We start from the raw sequence: 15,644 nt of genomic DNA, 5'->3' as shown, positions 1-15,644 counted from the left end.
GTCATGCCCCACCGTTCGCGCAGCCCGGGGATGTCCGGCAGCTCGTCCAGCAGCCCCGTTGTGATCAGTAACCGCCGCCCGCGCAGCCGCCTGCCGTCGTCGAGCTTCACCTCGAAGTCCTCCCGCACACGCCCGTGGCCGTCTTCACCTCCCCTTCCACGATGACGGCGCCGCTGGAGGAGCCTAAGCCCAAGGTGCACGAAGGCTATGAGTGGCTGTATGTGCTCAACGGCAGCCTGCGAGCCGATGCACGTCAGGGCAAAGCCCGCACCCCGGAAGTAGGGGGGGCGCGCCCGGCTGTCAGGTTCCGTTCAGGACCGTAAGGTAGACAGGACCGCGGGACGTTAATGTGTGCTGTGGAAAATTTGGGGAGAAAACGTATGTGGGTGACAGCCGTGGCGGAAGCCGGCCCTGCTGACGGACTCGGCGGCCTGGTGGGATACGCTGCCCGGGCGATCGATACCTTGGGGGAGTGGGGTGTCGGGGCCTTCACCCTCGCCGAAACCGTGGTGCCGCCCATTCCCAGCGAAGTGATCCTGCCGCTGGCCGGCTACCTCGCCAAACAAGGTTCGCTCAACCTCCTCCTTGTCTTCGTCACCAGCACGCTGGGTGCCTACGCCGGGGCACTGTTCCTCTACTGGCTGGGAGCCAGGCTGGGGCTGGAACGGTCCATCCGCGGTTTGGCCAAACTTCCTTTGGTGGACCGTGAGGACTTTGAGCACGCTGCGGGTTGGTTCCGCCGGCATGGCAGGTCCTCCATCTTCTTCGGCAGGCTGCTTCCAGGCGTGCGGAGCCTTATTTCCCTTCCCGCCGGCGCCTCCGCCATGCCGCTGGGGACTTTCACGCTGTACACGCTCGCGGGAAGCGGATTGTGGAACGGCGCCCTCGTGGGGCTTGGGTACGCCTTGGGCACCCAGTACCGGATCATCGAGCAGTACTCCCGGTTCCTCAACTACGCCGTGTATGCCGCAATCGCCGTGACGGTAGTCCTGCTGGTGGTCCGGCGCGTAAAAGGGCAAAAGCCAACCGCTGACCCCAACTGAGTGGCAGTAACTGCCGCTTTGACCCCTCAAAACGGCAGCTACTGCCACCTGGTTGGGTGGGTGTCGCTGAAGTCGCCCGCGTTCCGGCGGAAGTCCCCGAGGATGCGGATGAGCAGGTCAATATCCTCCGGAGTGAACCCCGGGTCGCTGAATACGTCGCTGTTGAGTGCCGCCGTCGATTCGCGGGCCACGCTGCGTCCCTGGGCCGTCAGGCCGATGAGGGTGGTGCGGCCGTCCGTCGGGTGCGGTGACCGGGCAACCAGGCCCGCCCGCTCCAGCCGGTCCACGGCATTCGTGACAGAGGTGGGGTGGACCTGCAACAGGGCGCTTGCCTTCTTCATGGGCAGCGATCCCTTCCTGGCGAAGCTCAACAATGCCAGGAGCTCGTACCGGGCAAAGGTGAGGCCGAAAGGTTTGAGGGTACCCTCGATCCGGGCGAGGAGGATCTGCTGGGTGCGCATCACCGCCGTGATGGCCGCCATGGGTGCAGCCACGTCAGTCCATCCGTGCTCTTCCCAGTTGCGGCGGGCCTCGGCGATGGGGTCACGGCTTAACGGAGTGCCCATACCAGCCCCTTTCGCGGAATTGCTGTGAATATACTAGGACATCCAACAGTTTGGCGAGGGATGGATGTGATGCCCGCTCAGTCCCACGGCGCAACGGCCGCGTTGCCTTTTCCGGATGCGGACCTGCTGCACATCGTTGAGCTGCTGCCCCGGGCAGAGCGGGAACGGCACGCCCGGATGCGCGAATTCCTCCAAGGCACCGTCCGTCCGGAGTCCATCGGCTACTGGAACCGGGAGGAGTTTCCGGGCGGTCTCCTGGCGGAGCTGGGCAGGCACGGCGTGGGAGCGCTTCAGGTGGATGGCAGCTCGGCATTGGCCAAAGGGCTGATTTACATGGAACTGGCGCGGGCGGACGTGTCCCTTTCGGCCGTGGCCGGAATCCATAATGAACTGATCCTGGGCATGATCAGCCAGCTCGGGTCCGCGGAGCAGCAACGACGCTGGCTGCCGGAACTCCTGGACTTCACCGAGCTGGGAGCATTCGCCCTCACCGAGCCGGACCACGGTTCCGACATCTCCCGCGGACTGGAAACCCGCGCCAGGCGGGAGGGTAATGAGTGGGTCGTCAACGGTGCGAAGCGGTGGATCGGGGCGGGAACCATCGCCGCCTTTGCCCTCGTCTGGGCCCGGGACGAAGCGGACGGCGGCATCAAGGGATTCCTCGTGGAGACCGACCGGCCCGGTTTCACCGCCACCAAAATCTCCCACAAGATCGGTCTGCGCATCATGCAGAACGCCGACCTCACACTGGATAATGTCCGCATCCCGGCCGCAAACCTGCTCCCGGGGGCGCAGGACTTTGCCTCGGCGCAGCAATTGCTGCGCGATTCCCGCGCGTGGGTCGGCTGGCAGGCGGCAGGCATCCAGTTCTCGGCCTTCGACCTGACGCGCGACTACGCGCTGGCGCGGCACCAGTTCGGCCGGCCGCTTGCCGGGTTCCAGCTGGTCCAGCAGCAGCTCGCCGAGATCCTCGGCAACGCGTCGGCATCGCTGGCGCTGATGGTGCAAGTGGCGCAGCTGCAGGAGAGCGGAAAGCTGGACATGGCGCAGGCGGCGATGGCGAAAGCAACCACCACCCGGCTGGCCCGCGCGTCCGTGGCGATGGGCCGGTCCCTCCTGGGCGGCAACGGCATCAGCAGCGATTACGGGATGGCCAAGCTGTTCGGCGACGCCGAAATCCTCTACACCTACGAGGGCAGCTACGAGATCAACTCACTCCTGGTGGGCCGGGCCGTCACCGGGGTTTCAGCATTCACCTGATCGCTCCCTGGCAGGGACAGACGGCGGGGAAAGGCAGCGGGCCGACGTTGTTCCGCACGCATCACCTCGCTAGCATCAAAGAGGTCAGCCTGCTTAGTGTCCTGTTTGGCCAGTAGCTGTTCTGCCTCCCCTGGCGGGAGGCGTGAAGGGAAGCCCGATGCGCGTTGGAACATCAGTCATTGTGATTACCGGGGCGTCGAGCGGGATAGGCCGCGCCACTGCGCTGCGCTGCGCGGACAAGGGCGCGCAGCTGGTCCTGGCGGCGCGCGGAGCCAAGGCGCTGAACGCGGTTGCCCGGGAATGCAGGAAACGTGGGGCCACTGCCCTGGCGGTGGTCACAGACATGGCAGATCCGGCCATGGTGGACAACCTCGCGGCGCGGACCGTCACCGAATTCGGCCGGCTCGACGTATGGGTCAACAACGCCGCGGTCGGAGCGTTCGGGCGTCTGACCGAGGTCCCCCATGAGGATTTCCAACGGGTCCTTGACGTCAACATTTCCGGCTACGTCAACGGTGCCCGCGCCGCCCTGGTGCGCATGACCGCCCAAGGGGCCGGCGTCCTGGTCAACGTGGCCTCGGTGGTGGGTGAAACGCCGCTGCCATACTCGGCGGCGTACTCGATGTCGAAGGCCGCGGTCCGGTCCCTCAGCACCAGCCTGCGCTCGGAGCTCGCGCTCGACGGGATGTCCGCGGTGCACGTCTGCACTGTCCTTCCCGCCACCATAGACACACCGTTTTACCAGCACGCTGCCAACTACACCGGCCGGCGGGCCAGGGCGATGCCCCCTGTCTATACCGCCGGCCAGGTGGCAAAGGCCGTGGTCAAAGTCATTGAACATCCCCGCCGGGAACTCGTGGTGGGCAGGCCCGCGGCCCGCCTGCTGGTCCTGCAGCACAAGCTCACTCCGGGTGCGGTGGAAGGACTCATAGCGCGCCAGGTAGACAGGAAACAGTTGCCGCGGCGGAAATCCGCGCCGGCCACCTCCGGCAACCTCCACCGTCCCTCCGAAAGCATCAGGAAAGGCACGGTGGCGGGCGGGTGGCACGGCCGGGCCCGCACTGCCAGACGCAGGATCGTGGCGGTGGCGGCAGTCGCCGCCGCAGTGGTGGCCGCGGGCAGGCGGCTTGCGAGGTAAACGCGCCTACAGGTTCTGCTCCGCGTACGTCCGCAGGGCATCCCGGACGAACCCGGCACCGTCCGCGCCGCCGTAGTTGGCAGCGAACCGGGGATCCGCGACGTACATTTCAGCCAGTCCCGTGACATAGCCCTTCAGGTCGCCGCCCGGTTCCGAAGCCGGGGTGCCGGGAATGGACTCCAGCCATTCCACGTGCCGCCGCGCCAGGTCCTGGGCAGCAGCGCCGGCCGGAGACCCGCCGGATGCGGCCGCAGCGAGCCAGTCCTTCCCGAGCTGTTCGGAGCGGGCTTTCCACGCCTGCCTCCCGCCATCGCCCAAGCCCCGCCACCAGGCATCACCTTTCGCGTAGGCGTCCTTGCCCCAACGCTGCTCCACCTCATCCTTGTACTGCGTGTGGTCGAAGCCATCGAACATCTTCTCTGCCATCAGTTCGCCTCCTCCTTCTACTGTTGCGATTGTTTGCGCGACGGAGCGGATCTGCCGGGAAAGGCGTTCCTGCTCCTGCCGAAGCCACTTGAGGTGGCGGGACAGGGCGCGCACCACGTCCGTCTGCTGCTGGAAGAGTTCGGCGATGGCGGGCAGCCCGAGCCCCAGTTCACGCAGCAGCAGGATCCGCTGCAGCTGAAGGAGTGCGCCGCCGTCGTAATACCGGTAGCCGTTGCTGCCCACCCGGGTGGGCTTCAGCAGGCCGATGTCGTCGTAATGCCGCAGGGTGCGGCTGGTGGTGCCGGCCATCCTGGCGACGTCCTGGATGGACCAGTCCTTGCCCGGCCCGGTTTCTTCCATGCTCCGAGCGTAGAGGTTGACGCAGCGTCAAGGTCAAGGGGCCGGCTAAAGGCGATCTCAGTGGTCGGGGCGGTTCCGGTGCCTTCGGTTCCGCGCCTGGGCGGCGAGCCGGGTGAACGCCAGGACGAAGATGGCTTCGATCAGGACCATCAGTCCGGCAAGGAGCCACAGCCCCTGGGAAATGAAGACGACAAGGCCGGTCAGCGCAAGGACGGTACCCAGTGCCAGGGAATACGCGGCGAATCCGACCGCAACCCTGGCACTGCGGACGCCCGTGCGGAAGCCAAACCCCAGGGGTTCTCCGCCCGGATGGCCCGGTACCCGGTCCGGAACGCCAGGTCCCAAGGCGTCGAATTCTTCCCAGGGGTCCTTGTCCTGGGTTTCTCCGGTCATGCATCAATTATCCCAAAGCCGGGTGCGGGGCGGGCCCCGGGAGCAAAACAGCGGCCCCTCCGGCATATGCCGAAGAAGCCGCTGCAGTGGGTTTCCCCGGTGGTGCCGGGGCTGCCGAAGCCTTAGAGCGGGCGGATGTTCTCTGCCTGCGGGCCCTTGGGGCCCTGGGTCACATCGAATTCGACCTTCTGGTTCTCGTCCAGGGAGCGGTAACCACTGGCGTTGATTGCCGAGTAGTGGGCGAAAACGTCAGCGGACCCGTCATCGGGGGCAATGAAGCCAAAACCCTTTTCGGCGTTGAACCATTTAACTGTGCCTGTTGCCATGGCTGCATTCCTTCATGTGACTCTGATTCTCCCCCCGGCGCGTCAGGCCGGAGTGCGCGGAGAACGTCCCCCGCAGTCCCCAAAGTACGGGGCCGACGCGCTGCTTGCAAGGGTCTTGCGCAGTATGGCGTCCTCAGCGCATGCCTTCCCGGCGGATCGCCGTCGCGATTGCCGCGGCCCGCGTCTCCACGCCGAGCTTTGCGTAGATGTGGGCAAGGTGTGTTTTGACGGTGGCTTCGGAGATGAACAGGCGCTGCCCCAGTTCCCGGTTGCTGAGGCCCTCGGTGAGCAGGCTGAGCAGTTCGGCCTCGCGGGGGGTGAGGATCTCGTCCGGGTTGCGCAGCTGCTGGAACAGCCGGGATGCCACCGGCGGGCTCATCACGCTTTTGCCTTGGACGGCGCCGCGGATGGCGGCGAAGATTTCGTCCGGAGCAGCGTCCTTGAGGAGGTAGCCCATGGCACCGGCGTCGACGGCCCGGACAATGTCCGCATCGGAATCGTAGGTGGTGAACACCAGGATTGCCTGCTTCCTGTTGCGTTCCCGGATTTTCCGGATCGCCTCGATCCCGTCCATTCCTTCGCCCATGGCCAGGTCCATGACCACCACCGCGGGGGAGTGCTCCTGCACCTTGTCCAGGGCTTCCTTCCCGGAAGCGGCTTCCGCCACCACGGTGATGTCCGGTTGCGTGCCCAGCAGCGCACGCAGCCCGCTGCGGACCACCAGGTGGTCATCCACCAGCAGGACGCTGATCATGCTCATGCGGTACCTTCCGTGTCGGTTGGGGCAACTGGCGGTGCCGGCAGCTGTGCCGCCACAATGGTGCCCTCCCCGGGGGCGCTTTCCACGGAAAAGCTTCCGCCCAGCTGCTCCACCCGCTGCCGCATGGCACGCAGCCCGTATCCACCGGTGTCCGACGGCGGTGCTGCCGCTGCCGGATCAAACCCGGCGCCGTCGTCGTAAACATCCAGGGTGACGGCATCCGGGAGGTAACCGACCGTCACGGTGGCGGTGGTGGCGCCGGCGTGCAACCTGACGTTGGACGCGGCGCTCTGAACCACGCGCAGCAGCGCGTGGCGCACCTCGGCGGGCACGGGCCGGGGTTCACCGGTCACCAGGAGCCGGGCCTGGGGAACATACTGCCGGGCCGCAACGTGCAGCGCTTCCGGCAGCGGGGACGCATCAAGCCCCGGGGAGGCGAGTTCATGAACCAGTCTGCGGGTTTCGGACAGGTTGGTCCGCAGCAGTGAGGTCGCCTGCCGGAGCTCTGCCTGCGTGTCAGGGGCCGGCCAGGCCCGCCCGGCTGCCTCGAGGAGGAGCAGGCTGCTGGCCAGGCCCTGGGTGACGGTGTCGTGGATCTCCCGGGACACACGCTCCCGCTCGGCGATGGTGCCGGCCCGGCGCTCGCTGGCGGCAAGCTGGTCCTGGGCCAGCGAAACCTCGGCGTTCAGGCGCCGCTGCTCCTCGGCGTCGTCCTGGATGCGGTCGTACACCAGGGTCAGCAGCAGGCCCACCGCCACTGGCCCCAGCAGCATCGCCAGGTCCGTGCCGCCGCTCATCCGGAAGAGGCCCGCGGCCGTGGCGGCCGCCGTCGTCCCCGCCGCAACGTACGCCGCCACCCCGGTGAGGGCACTGCGGCACAGGAAAAAGAGCGCGAACGAGCACCAGGCAAAGCTCGGTGCCGCCACCACCAGCACCGCCCACACAGCCACCAGGGCGGACATCCACGGCAGCCCCGGTCTGCCCCGCCTGGCCAGGACCGCGACGACGGCGTACAGCAGGCTTGCCGCGGCGGCCAGGCCCAGCACCAGCAGGTTGTCCGCCGGGCTGTGCCGCATCACGTACCGGACCAGGGATGCCACCAGGAGCACCGCGAACCCCAGATGCACCGCGGTGTCGATGCCGCCCAGGCCGGCGCCCGACCCAGGCACGGGCCGGGGCCGCTGCCTGTTGTCGTCAGGAGGCGTGGCGGTGGGAACGCGGGTAGGCATGGGACGGCCTGTTCTTCGTGAGGGGAACGCTGTCTCCATGCTATTGCCCCCGCCGTTGCTGGTCCCTCAGCCTTTTGGCTGATGCGGCTGGCCTTTGGGCTGAGCGGCAAGCAGCCGAAGGCCCGATGGCAGGCGCGGCGGCTCCCGGAAGGATGGATGCGTACCGTCCGACAAGCCTGATCCAAGGAGCACCCGTGAAGAAGTCCCATAAAGCGTTTGCCGCAGCAGCAGCCGGCGCGCTTGTCCTGACCGCAGGGGCCACGGCCGCAGCGAACGCCGGGACCGGTTCGGCCCCAACCGCCGTGCCCGCCGTCGACGTCCAGCCCGCGGCCGGGACCGTTGTCCAGCAGAACCGGATTTCCGTTGGCGCCTCCTCTACCGCCGTGAACGCCGCCCTCGCCAAGTGCCAGTCGGACAAGCTGCCCTTCGTCACCGTTGCGCTCGTGGACCGGTTCGGCACCGTCCAGGCCCTGCTCCGCGGCGACAACGCCGCCGAGCACACCATTGAAGCCGCTAAGCAGAAGGCGTACACGGCCGCGGCATTCGGCGCGCCCACGAGCGAGCTGGCCAAGCGCATCAACGGCAACGGCCCGTCCATCGCCGACCTCCCCGGCACCCTGTTCCTTGGGGGTGGCGTACCGCTGAAGGTGAACGGCGTCTCTGTGGCGGGCATCGGCGTCGGCGGTGCACCGGACGGCGCCCTGGACGAAGCCTGCGCCACCGCCGGCGCGGAAGCCATCGCCGGCGCGGCCGCCGGGAAGTAGGCTGCCGGCATGATGCGCACGGTCCGTCGCGCCTGCCTGCTCCCGGCCGTTGGAGTCCTGGCTTTGGTCCTGGCGGCCTGCCAAGGCCCCGGCGCGGCACCAGCCGGCGGACCGGCGTCGGGCGTTCCTTCACCGGAAAGCAGTGCACCCACCTCGGAACAGGTCCAGACGGCGGAACCCGCCACGCCGGCACCGCCGTCACTGGCCGCGGAGGAGCAAGCACAGCTCGACCAGCAGCTCATTGCCGCCGCGAAGGCGAACAACGCGCCGCTGGTGGCCGAACTGATAGGCCGCGGCGGCAGCGTGAATGCGAAGGACCCGATCCAGGACTCGGCGTTCCTGTACGCCGGGGCGGAGGGCTTCAACGAGGTGCTCCGGCTGACGCTCGCCGCCGGGGCGGAGGTCACCAGCATCAACCGCTACGGCGGGACGGCGCTGATCCCGGCGAGCGAACACGGCCACGTGGAGACGGTGAAGATCCTGGTCGCGGCAGGCGTCCCGGTCAACCACGTTAACAACCTGGGCTGGACCGCCATGCAGGAGGCCATCCTGCTCAATGACGGCGGCCCGCGCCAACAGGAGGTTGTACGGCTGCTCCTCGAGGCCGGCGCCGACCCGGACATCCGCGACCCGCAGGGCCGGACCGCGCTGCAGAACGCCGAGCGGCTGGGGTTCAGCGGGATCGCGGCAATCATCCGTGCCCGCGGCTAGCCAGTCCATTCACGCAGCCCGTCCCGGGACACATTGGCGCGGACACACCGTCGTATTGGGTTCAGAAGGACGTTTGGCGCCTTCAAAGTGCCCCACGACGGCACGTCCCGCCTGGGAAGTCAGACGGCCTCGAGGATGCTGACGTAGTTGGCGATGCCCACACCGCCCATGTTCTGGACGGCGGCGCGGCGCGGATTGGCCAGCTGTATGTCACCCGCGGTGCCGGTGAGCTGCATGGCCGCGAGGACGTGCTGCGAGACGCCGGTTGCGCCCACGGGGTGGCCCTTGGACTTGAGCCCGCCGGACACGTTCACCGGCAGTTTCCCGTCCTTGAACACCCAGCCTTCCTCGAGGGCACGGGCGCCCTGGCCGGGTTCGGTCAGTCCCATGGCCTCATATATCAGCAGTTCGGCGATGGTGAAGCAGTCATGGACCTCGGCGAGGTCCAGGTCTTCGATTCCGACGCCGGCCATCGCCAGGGCGCGCTGCCAGGACACCCGGGTGGCTTCGAAGGCGGTGGGGTCGCGGCGGGCCGCCGGGAAGAAGTCGTTGGCCTGGCCGAACCCCGCCAGCCTGACGGCAGGGTTGGTGCCGCCGGTGGGCGCAGTGGACAGCACGACGGCGGCAGCACCGTCCGAGACGGGGGAGCAGTCGGTGCGGCGCAGGGGATCGGCGACCATCGGGTTTTTGTCCGAGACGGTCCGGCAGAACTCCTCGCCGAGGTCCTTGCGGAGCTGGGCGTAGGGGTTGTCCACGCCGTTGCGGTGGTTCTTGGCCGCGATGGTGCCCAGGACATCGCCCAGGGTGCCGTTGGTGTCGTAGCGTTTCGCGTAGTGCTTGGCCACCTCGGCGAAGAGTCCGGTGAAGCCCGTGGTGGAGGGTTTGCCTGCCATGTCGTAATCGGCGCCCAGCAGTCCGGCGCCCACCACGTCCGCGCCGGCGTGGGTCATCTTCTCGGCGCCGATCACCAGGACGGTTTTGGCCGTTCCGGCGAGCAGCGACTTGGTGCCCTGCTGGAACGCGGCAGAGCCGGAAGCACAGGCGTTCTCCACCCGGGTGGACGGGACGTTTGCCAGGTCCGGGGAAACCTGCAGCGCCAGGGAGGATGGGAACGCCAGCGGCATCATGCCGGAGTTGAACTGGCCCACGTAGATCTCGTCGATGTGCCCCGGCTCGATGCCCGCGGCGTTTATGGCGTCCGTGGCCACCTGCACGATCAGGGACTCCAGGGTCTCCTCGGAAAGCTTCCCGAACCGGCTGTGTCCCCACCCGGTGATCAGGACGTCCTTGCCGAACCGGTCCTTCAGGCTCATGCCGCCACTTCCTCGTTGTCCAGGGCCACGATGAACCCTGCGTCGGTCTTCTCCCGGATCTCCTCAACGGTGACCCCCGGCGCCAGGCGGGTCAGCGTGAGCCGCCGGCCGCCGGCTGCTCCGTGTTCATCCTTCACCAGGTCAAACACGGCGAGGTCGCTGATGATCCGGTCCACGCAGCCCAGCCCTGTCAGCGGGAGGGTGCATTCGCGGACAATCTTGGCTGAGCCGTCCTTGGCGTTGTGCTCGGTGAGGACCACGACGCGCGGGGTTCCGGCCACCAGGTCCATGGCGCCGCCCATGCCCTTGACCATCTTGCCCGGGATGGTCCAGTTGGCGAGGTCGCCATTGCCGGACACCTGCATGGCCCCCAGGATGGCCACCTTCACATGCCCGCCGCGGATCATGCCGAAGGAGGTGGCGGAGTCGAAGATGCTGCCGCCGGGAAGGACGGTGACGGTCTGTTTCCCGGCGTTGATGAGGTCCGCGTCCTCTTCACCCTCGTAGGGGAACGGGCCCATCCCGAGGAGGCCGTTCTCGCTCTGCAGCACCACCCGGACGCCGTCGGGGAGGTTGTTGGCCACCAGGGTGGGGATGCCGATGCCCAGGTTCACGTAGTCGCCGTCGTTCAGTTCTTCGGCCGCGATGGCGGCCATTTCATCCCTGGTCCAGGGCATGGGGTTCTCCTTTGGAAGTGTTGGGGTGCGTGGAAGGGGCCAAGCCTGCTCAGGCGGAAACGAGGTCAGGGCGCGGCCGGACGGTGCGCTGTTCGATGTCTTTGACGCGCGCCGTGGCCTGCACCAGCCGCTGGACGAAGACGCCGGGGGTGACGATGTGGTTTGGGTCCAGTTCGCCCGGCTCCACGATGACCTCCGCCTCGGCGATGGTCAGCCTGCCGGCGGTGGCCACGACAGGGTTGAAGTTCCGTGCGGTGAAACGGTAGGTCAGGTTGGCGTCCAGGTCTGCTGTGTGGGCATGCACCAGGGCGACGTCGGCGATGATGGCCCGTTCCCGGACGTACGTTTCGCCGTCGAACTCCTCAAGCGGTTTGCCTTCGGCGACCAGGGTGCCGACGCCCGTTTTGGTGTAGAAGGCGGGGATTCCCGCGCCGCCGGCGCGGAGCCGCTCGGCCAGGGTGCCCTGTGGCGTGAACTCTACTTCCAGTTTTCCAGCCAGGTACTGCTCGGCGAACAGTCTGTTCTCGCCCACATAGGAAGCAATCACTTTGCTGACCTGGCCGGCCTCGATGAGGATGCCCAGGCCCTTGCCGTCCACGCCCATGTTGTTCGACACCACGGTCAGGTCCTTCACGCCCGAATCACGGACCGCTTCGATGAGGTCGGCCGGGATGCCGCTGAGGCCGAATCCGCCGACCGCGAGCGTCATGCCATCCTGCAGCACGCCGTCGAGAGCTTCCGGAGCGGATGGGTTGAGTTTGTTCATGGGGTCTCCTCATCGAGAAATTGCTGCGTCCATTTTGTGGACGGTTCGGGTCTGGTTATGGAGACTAGGGGCGGCCTGCACTGCACGTCAAGGGGCTCTTCAACAGGTTTTTATACTGTGGACGCTATGCTGGAAGCCATCCATAATATGGACAATTGGGAGGAAAAATGACCGGTCAGCCCATCCAGGGGGCCCAGGTAGTGAGCCGCATCGCGGGGCTGTTGCGACTCGTCGGCCGCGGCGCGGAAGGCATGCCGCTGGCTGGCTTGGTCCGCGAATCAGGACTTACCAGGCCCACCGTCCACCGGCTCCTGACGTCGCTCGCCGCCGAGGGGCTGCTGGACCACGACGCCGTGACCGGCAACTGGGTGCTCGGCCCTGAGGCCCTGCTCATGGGGTCGGTAGCCTCCGCCAGGTTCCCGCTGGAGGACATCGCCCGGCCCAGCCTGCGCCGGCTCGCCCAGGCCACCGGGGAGAGTGCGTTCTTCTCCGTCCGCCGCGGCGCCGAAACCGTCTGCCTGCTGCGGGAGGAGGGCAGCTTCCCGGTCCGTTCCTTCGTGCTGCACGAAGGCGTCAGGTTTCCGCTGGGCGTCGCATCTGCCGGGACAGCGATCATGGCGTTCCTGCCGGAGGGTGAGCGGGAAGCCATCCTCAAGGACTGGGCTTCCCATGCAGGCGCTTACGCTGCCAACCACAGTGCAGGCGTGGTCCGGGACAACCTCGCCCGGACCAGGCAGGCAGGCTATTCGGTGAACCCGGGACTGGTACTGGAAGGCTCCTGGGGTATGGGCGCCGCTGTGTTCGACCGTTCCGGCAGACCTGCCTGGGCGCTGTCCCTGACCGGTATCGAGCCGCGTTTCAAAGCGGAGCGGCAGCCCGAACTGGGCGCCCTCCTCATGGCTGAGGCGCACCGGATCACGCAGCAGCTGGGCAACGGCGAGGCAGCACGGCCTAAGTAGCCGGCCTATGCCAGGAAACAACGACGGCGTGCCGCACCTCGTGGGATGCGGCACGCCGTCGTAGTTCCAGGGGCTGCCGTGGCGGGGCCGGTTGGCCGGCTAGAGTCCGGCGCGGGGCTCTTCCGGGCCCTCGTGCTTCCACCAGGTGTCGAAGATGCTGACGGGCACGGTCCGCTTGTGCCGGGTGCGCAGGTACTTCTGTTCGATCAGTTCCGCCACATGGTCCGGAACCTCGCGGCCCTCAAGGTAGTCGTCGATCTGGTCGTAGGTGAGGCCCAGTTCGTCCTCGTCCGTGCGGCCGGGACGGTCATCGAGCAGGTCGGCGGTGGGCACCTTCTCCCAGACCCGGGCCGGGGCGCCGAGTTCGGCCAGCAGGGCCCGGTTCTGGCGCTTGTTCAGGCCGAACAGTGGAAGGATATCCGCGCCGCCGTCGCCGTATTTGGTGAAGAAGCCCGTGACGGATTCCGCGCCGTGGTCCGTGCCGATGACAAGGTAGTTGTGCTCGCCGGCAAGGGCGTACTGGGCGATCATGCGGGTGCGGGCCTTGGTGTTGCCCTTGTGGAAGTCCGAAATCCCGTTACCCACGGTCTTCTCGAACTCTTCCTCGAACCCGTCCACGGCGGCAGAGATGTTGAAGGTCCATTCGGTCTTGGCCTGGATGAAGTCCAGTGCCGCCTGGGCGTCCTCCTCGTCGTGCTGCACCCCGTACGGCAGGCGGACGGCCACGAAGTTGGCCTCGACCCCCTCGGCCTCGAGCTCGTCCACGGCCAGCTGGGCAAGCTTGCCGGCCAGGGAAGAATCGAGGCCGCCCGAGATGCCCAGGACGAAGCCTTTGGTTCCCGTCGCCTTAAGGTAGTCCTTGAGGAAGGTCACGCGCTTGCGCACCTCTCCCGCGGGATCGATCCGGGGCTGCACGCCCATTTCTTTGATGATGGTGGCCTGGAGTTCGCGCATGTGGACCAGCCTAGCCCGGGCAGGGGCTGCTGTGCAGCAGGTCACGGCGGGCGTAGCTTAGGACCATGGAGCGGACAGGGTGTGCTGTTGTCGGCGGCGGGCCCGCCGGGATGCTGTTGGGCCTGTTGCTGGCCCGGGCCGGGGTGCAGGTGGCAGTCCTCGAAAAGCACGGCGACTTCCTCCGCGATTTCCGCGGCGACACCGTCCACGCGTCCACGGTGCGGCTGATTGACGAACTCGGCCTGGGGGAGCGGTTCCGCAGGTTGCCGCAGAGCCGGCTGACCCGCGTGGCTTTTCCCGTTCCCGGGGCCGGCACCGTCACGCTGGGTGACTTCACGGCCCTGAAGCCCCCGTACAACTACATCGCCATGATGCCGCAGTGGGACTTCCTGAACTTCCTTGCGTCCGAGGCCGCCGCCGAGCCCGCCTTCACGCTCCTGATGGAGCATGGGGCCACGGGCTTGGAGTACGACGGCGGCCGCGTCACCGGGGTGCGCTACCGGACCGGCCGGGGTGCCGCCGCCGGACCTGAGAGGGTGCTGCGTGCGGATCTGGTGGTTGCCGCCGATGGCCGGCATTCGGTGCTGCGGGCCGCGGCGGGGCTTCGGCCCCGGGAGTATCCGGTGCCCTTCGACACCTGGTGGTTCAAGCTGCCGCGCCGGGTTTCCGAAGAGGGGGACGTCGCCGGAGTGGTGCCTGCCTTTGGGGACCGCGACGCCATGATCGCCCTTAACCGAACGGACTACTACCAGTTGGGATACGTCAGCGCCAAAGGGGACAACGCCAGGATCAGGGAGGAGGGCCTGGAGCGTTTCCGTGCGCGGGTGGCCCGGCTCCGCCCGGACCTCGCCGACCGGGTGGACTCGATTCGCTCCCTGGATGACCTGCACTGGCTGGATGTCCGCCTGGACCGGCTCCGGCGCTGGTACGTGGAAGGGTTCCTTTGCATCGGGGATGCTGCGCATGCGATGTCGCCGGTGGGCGGGGTGGGCATCAACCTGGCCATCCAGGATGCGGCGGCCGCAGCAGCACGCCTGGCGCCGGGCCTGCTGCGGGGCTATGTGCCCACCAGGGACCTGGCTGCGGTGCAACGGCGCCGCCTCGTACCCACCGTCATTGTGCAGACCGTCCAGCGCATCATGCACCGGGCAGTGTTCGTGCCCCTGTTTGCCGGGAGAAGGCCGGCCGCCCAGCCGATTGTGCTGTTTATCCTGCGGCACGCCCCGGTTCTGAGGCGGGTCCTGCCCAGGATCATCGCCTTCGGGCCGCTGCCTGAGCATGCCCCCGAATTTGCCCGCCGGTGACCCACTAAACTGGAACGCATGACTTCCCCCAGTGAGACTGCAGTGGACCCTGCAGCCGCCCGCGCCCGCCTGCTCGAACTGATCAAGGAACTTGCCGTCGTCCGCGGCAAGGTGATCCTCTCCAGCGGTGCCGAGGCGGACTACTACATCGACCTTCGCCGGATCACGCTGCACCACGAGGCATCGAAGCTGGTGGGCCAGGTGATGCTGGCCCTGGCGGACGAGGCCGGCATCGATTTCGAATGCGCCGGCGGCCTCACCATGGGCGCTGATCCCGTGGGCACGGCCGTTATGCACGCCGCCGCCGACGCCGGCCGGACCGTGGACGCTTTTGTTGTCCGCAAGGCGCAGAAGTCCTACGGCATGGGCCGCCAGGTGGAAGGCCCCTCGGTGGAAGGCCGCAAGGTGCTGGTCCTGGAGGACACCTCCACCACCGGCGGCTCCGCCCTCACCGCCGTGGAAGGCGTCCGCAAGGCCGGGGGCAACGTGGTCGCCGTGGCTGTCATTGTCGACCGCGACACAGGGGCCAAGGAGAAGATCGAAGCGGAAACCGGCGTTCCCTACCTGTTCGCTTTCGGAAAGGACGAGCTCGGACTCTCCTGATCCGGTTTTGGTGAGGCCTGCAGGGAAGGGGCCGAGTGGCCCGTCCCCTGCGGGCCTTGATGTTACCGGTGGGTTGTGGCGCACTCCCGCGC

General features: G+C 67.5%; 18 protein-coding genes. 8 read left to right on the top strand and 10 right to left on the bottom strand.

What is annotated here, in order from left to right; translation table 11 throughout:
* Positions 1-380 precede the first annotated feature (380 nt).
* Complete coding sequence (locus ACYQ1Z_RS08985; RefSeq protein ID WP_459792171.1) at positions 381-1,043, top strand: DedA family protein; 663 nt, start codon at positions 381-383, stop codon at positions 1,041-1,043.
* A gap of 38 nt (positions 1,044-1,081) precedes the next feature.
* Here ACYQ1Z_RS08985 and ACYQ1Z_RS08980 read toward each other — a convergent pair whose 3' ends face one another.
* Positions 1,082-1,609: a MarR family winged helix-turn-helix transcriptional regulator gene (locus tag ACYQ1Z_RS08980; RefSeq protein ID WP_459792170.1), complete on the bottom strand. Its 528-nt coding sequence runs from the start codon at positions 1,607-1,609 to the stop codon at positions 1,082-1,084.
* Between the two features lie 69 nt (positions 1,610-1,678).
* On the opposite strand from ACYQ1Z_RS08980, the gene ACYQ1Z_RS08975 reads away from it, so the two are divergent.
* Positions 1,679-2,869: an acyl-CoA dehydrogenase family protein gene (locus ACYQ1Z_RS08975; protein ID WP_459792169.1), complete on the top strand. Its 1,191-nt coding sequence runs from the start codon at positions 1,679-1,681 to the stop codon at positions 2,867-2,869.
* 157 nt (positions 2,870-3,026) lie between these two features.
* On the top strand, positions 3,027-4,007 hold the full coding sequence (locus ACYQ1Z_RS08970) for an SDR family oxidoreductase (protein ID WP_459792168.1): 981 nt from the start codon (positions 3,027-3,029) through the stop codon (positions 4,005-4,007).
* Positions 4,008-4,013: 6 nt separating this feature from the next.
* Here the strand turns inward: ACYQ1Z_RS08970 and ACYQ1Z_RS08965 are convergent, their stop codons facing one another.
* From ACYQ1Z_RS08965 to ACYQ1Z_RS08945, 5 genes are all read right to left on the bottom strand, one after another.
* Positions 4,014-4,793, bottom strand: coding sequence for a MerR family transcriptional regulator (locus ACYQ1Z_RS08965; protein WP_459792167.1), 780 nt, complete (start codon positions 4,791-4,793; stop codon positions 4,014-4,016).
* Positions 4,794-4,850: 57 nt separating this feature from the next.
* Positions 4,851-5,186 carry a hypothetical protein gene (locus ACYQ1Z_RS08960; RefSeq protein WP_459792166.1) on the bottom strand — a complete coding sequence of 112 codons (336 nt, stop codon included), beginning with the start codon at positions 5,184-5,186 and terminating at the stop codon, positions 4,851-4,853.
* 122 nt (positions 5,187-5,308) lie between these two features.
* Entirely contained in the window at positions 5,309-5,512 is a 204-nt protein-coding gene (locus ACYQ1Z_RS08955) for a cold-shock protein (protein WP_459792165.1), read from the bottom strand.
* A gap of 133 nt (positions 5,513-5,645) precedes the next feature.
* Positions 5,646-6,272 (bottom strand): response regulator, encoded by a 627-nt coding sequence (locus ACYQ1Z_RS08950; protein ID WP_459792164.1) that lies wholly within the window; start codon positions 6,270-6,272, stop codon positions 5,646-5,648.
* Positions 6,269-7,501 carry a sensor histidine kinase gene (locus tag ACYQ1Z_RS08945; RefSeq protein ID WP_459792163.1) on the bottom strand — a complete coding sequence of 411 codons (1,233 nt, stop codon included), beginning with the start codon at positions 7,499-7,501 and terminating at the stop codon, positions 6,269-6,271. The genes ACYQ1Z_RS08950 and ACYQ1Z_RS08945 overlap by 4 nt, the downstream gene beginning before the upstream one ends.
* Before the next feature lie 194 nt (positions 7,502-7,695).
* On the opposite strand from ACYQ1Z_RS08945, the gene ACYQ1Z_RS08940 reads away from it, so the two are divergent.
* Together ACYQ1Z_RS08940 and ACYQ1Z_RS08935 are read left to right on the top strand one after the other, a co-directional pair.
* A complete protein-coding gene (locus ACYQ1Z_RS08940; protein WP_459792162.1) occupies positions 7,696-8,265 on the top strand; it encodes a GlcG/HbpS family heme-binding protein in 570 nt (189 codons plus the stop codon).
* 12 nt (positions 8,266-8,277) lie between these two features.
* Positions 8,278-8,976 (top strand): ankyrin repeat domain-containing protein, encoded by a 699-nt coding sequence (locus ACYQ1Z_RS08935; protein ID WP_459792260.1) that lies wholly within the window; start codon positions 8,278-8,280, stop codon positions 8,974-8,976.
* Between the two features lie 119 nt (positions 8,977-9,095).
* On the opposite strand, the gene ACYQ1Z_RS08930 is transcribed toward ACYQ1Z_RS08935, so the two are convergent.
* Genes ACYQ1Z_RS08930 through ACYQ1Z_RS08920 form a run of 3 tightly spaced genes read right to left on the bottom strand, consistent with a single transcriptional unit; the run spans position 9,096 to position 11,732 of the window.
* Complete coding sequence (locus tag ACYQ1Z_RS08930; RefSeq protein ID WP_459792161.1) at positions 9,096-10,289, bottom strand: acetyl-CoA acetyltransferase; 1,194 nt, start codon at positions 10,287-10,289, stop codon at positions 9,096-9,098.
* On the bottom strand, positions 10,286-10,966 hold the full coding sequence (locus ACYQ1Z_RS08925; protein ID WP_459792160.1) for a CoA transferase subunit B: 681 nt from the start codon (positions 10,964-10,966) through the stop codon (positions 10,286-10,288). The genes ACYQ1Z_RS08930 and ACYQ1Z_RS08925 overlap by 4 nt, the downstream gene beginning before the upstream one ends.
* A gap of 49 nt (positions 10,967-11,015) precedes the next feature.
* Complete coding sequence (locus tag ACYQ1Z_RS08920) at positions 11,016-11,732, bottom strand: CoA transferase subunit A (RefSeq protein WP_459792159.1); 717 nt, start codon at positions 11,730-11,732, stop codon at positions 11,016-11,018.
* Positions 11,733-11,899: 167 nt separating this feature from the next.
* Between ACYQ1Z_RS08920 and ACYQ1Z_RS08915 the strand changes: the two genes are divergently transcribed.
* Complete coding sequence (locus ACYQ1Z_RS08915; protein ID WP_459792158.1) at positions 11,900-12,691, top strand: IclR family transcriptional regulator; 792 nt, start codon at positions 11,900-11,902, stop codon at positions 12,689-12,691.
* Between the two features lie 99 nt (positions 12,692-12,790).
* Here the strand turns inward: ACYQ1Z_RS08915 and nadE are convergent, their stop codons facing one another.
* Positions 12,791-13,645 carry an ammonia-dependent NAD(+) synthetase gene (nadE, locus tag ACYQ1Z_RS08910; RefSeq protein WP_459792157.1) on the bottom strand — a complete coding sequence of 285 codons (855 nt, stop codon included), beginning with the start codon at positions 13,643-13,645 and terminating at the stop codon, positions 12,791-12,793.
* A gap of 65 nt (positions 13,646-13,710) precedes the next feature.
* Here nadE and ACYQ1Z_RS08905 point away from each other — a divergent pair, with 65 nt between their 5' ends.
* Both ACYQ1Z_RS08905 and pyrE read left to right on the top strand, forming a co-directional pair.
* On the top strand, positions 13,711-14,949 hold the full coding sequence (locus ACYQ1Z_RS08905; protein ID WP_459792156.1) for an FAD-dependent oxidoreductase: 1,239 nt from the start codon (positions 13,711-13,713) through the stop codon (positions 14,947-14,949).
* 18 nt (positions 14,950-14,967) lie between these two features.
* Positions 14,968-15,552, top strand: coding sequence for an orotate phosphoribosyltransferase (pyrE, locus tag ACYQ1Z_RS08900; RefSeq protein ID WP_459792155.1), 585 nt, complete (start codon positions 14,968-14,970; stop codon positions 15,550-15,552).
* Positions 15,553-15,644: the final 92 nt, after the last annotated feature.

The organism is Arthrobacter sp. AD-310, assembly GCF_054656615.1.
The sequence above is the reverse complement of the archived record's forward strand: the minus strand, read 5'-3'. Positions and strand labels throughout refer to the sequence as shown.

Bases quoted from the DNA above. Each gene is read 5' to 3' on its own strand.
- ACYQ1Z_RS08985 (WP_459792171.1), top strand. From the start codon at position 381: ATGTGGGTGACAGCCGTGGCGGAAGCCGGCCCTGCTGACGGACTCGGC.
- ACYQ1Z_RS08980 (WP_459792170.1), bottom strand. From the start codon at position 1,609: ATGGGCACTCCGTTAAGCCGTGACCCCATCGCCGAGGCCCGCCGCAAC.
- ACYQ1Z_RS08975 (WP_459792169.1), top strand. From the start codon at position 1,679: ATGCCCGCTCAGTCCCACGGCGCAACGGCCGCGTTGCCTTTTCCGGAT.
- ACYQ1Z_RS08970 (WP_459792168.1), top strand. From the start codon at position 3,027: ATGCGCGTTGGAACATCAGTCATTGTGATTACCGGGGCGTCGAGCGGG.
- ACYQ1Z_RS08965 (WP_459792167.1), bottom strand. From the start codon at position 4,793: ATGGAAGAAACCGGGCCGGGCAAGGACTGGTCCATCCAGGACGTCGCC.
- ACYQ1Z_RS08960 (WP_459792166.1), bottom strand. From the start codon at position 5,186: ATGACCGGAGAAACCCAGGACAAGGACCCCTGGGAAGAATTCGACGCC.
- ACYQ1Z_RS08955 (WP_459792165.1), bottom strand. From the start codon at position 5,512: ATGGCAACAGGCACAGTTAAATGGTTCAACGCCGAAAAGGGTTTTGGC.
- ACYQ1Z_RS08950 (WP_459792164.1), bottom strand. From the start codon at position 6,272: ATGAGCATGATCAGCGTCCTGCTGGTGGATGACCACCTGGTGGTCCGC.
- ACYQ1Z_RS08945 (WP_459792163.1), bottom strand. From the start codon at position 7,501: ATGCCTACCCGCGTTCCCACCGCCACGCCTCCTGACGACAACAGGCAG.
- ACYQ1Z_RS08935 (WP_459792260.1), top strand. From the start codon at position 8,278: ATGCGCACGGTCCGTCGCGCCTGCCTGCTCCCGGCCGTTGGAGTCCTG.
- ACYQ1Z_RS08930 (WP_459792161.1), bottom strand. From the start codon at position 10,289: ATGAGCCTGAAGGACCGGTTCGGCAAGGACGTCCTGATCACCGGGTGG.
- ACYQ1Z_RS08925 (WP_459792160.1), bottom strand. From the start codon at position 10,966: ATGCCCTGGACCAGGGATGAAATGGCCGCCATCGCGGCCGAAGAACTG.
- ACYQ1Z_RS08920 (WP_459792159.1), bottom strand. From the start codon at position 11,732: ATGAACAAACTCAACCCATCCGCTCCGGAAGCTCTCGACGGCGTGCTG.
- ACYQ1Z_RS08915 (WP_459792158.1), top strand. From the start codon at position 11,900: ATGACCGGTCAGCCCATCCAGGGGGCCCAGGTAGTGAGCCGCATCGCG.
- nadE (WP_459792157.1), bottom strand. From the start codon at position 13,645: ATGCGCGAACTCCAGGCCACCATCATCAAAGAAATGGGCGTGCAGCCC.
- ACYQ1Z_RS08905 (WP_459792156.1), top strand. From the start codon at position 13,711: ATGGAGCGGACAGGGTGTGCTGTTGTCGGCGGCGGGCCCGCCGGGATG.
- pyrE (WP_459792155.1), top strand. From the start codon at position 14,968: ATGACTTCCCCCAGTGAGACTGCAGTGGACCCTGCAGCCGCCCGCGCC.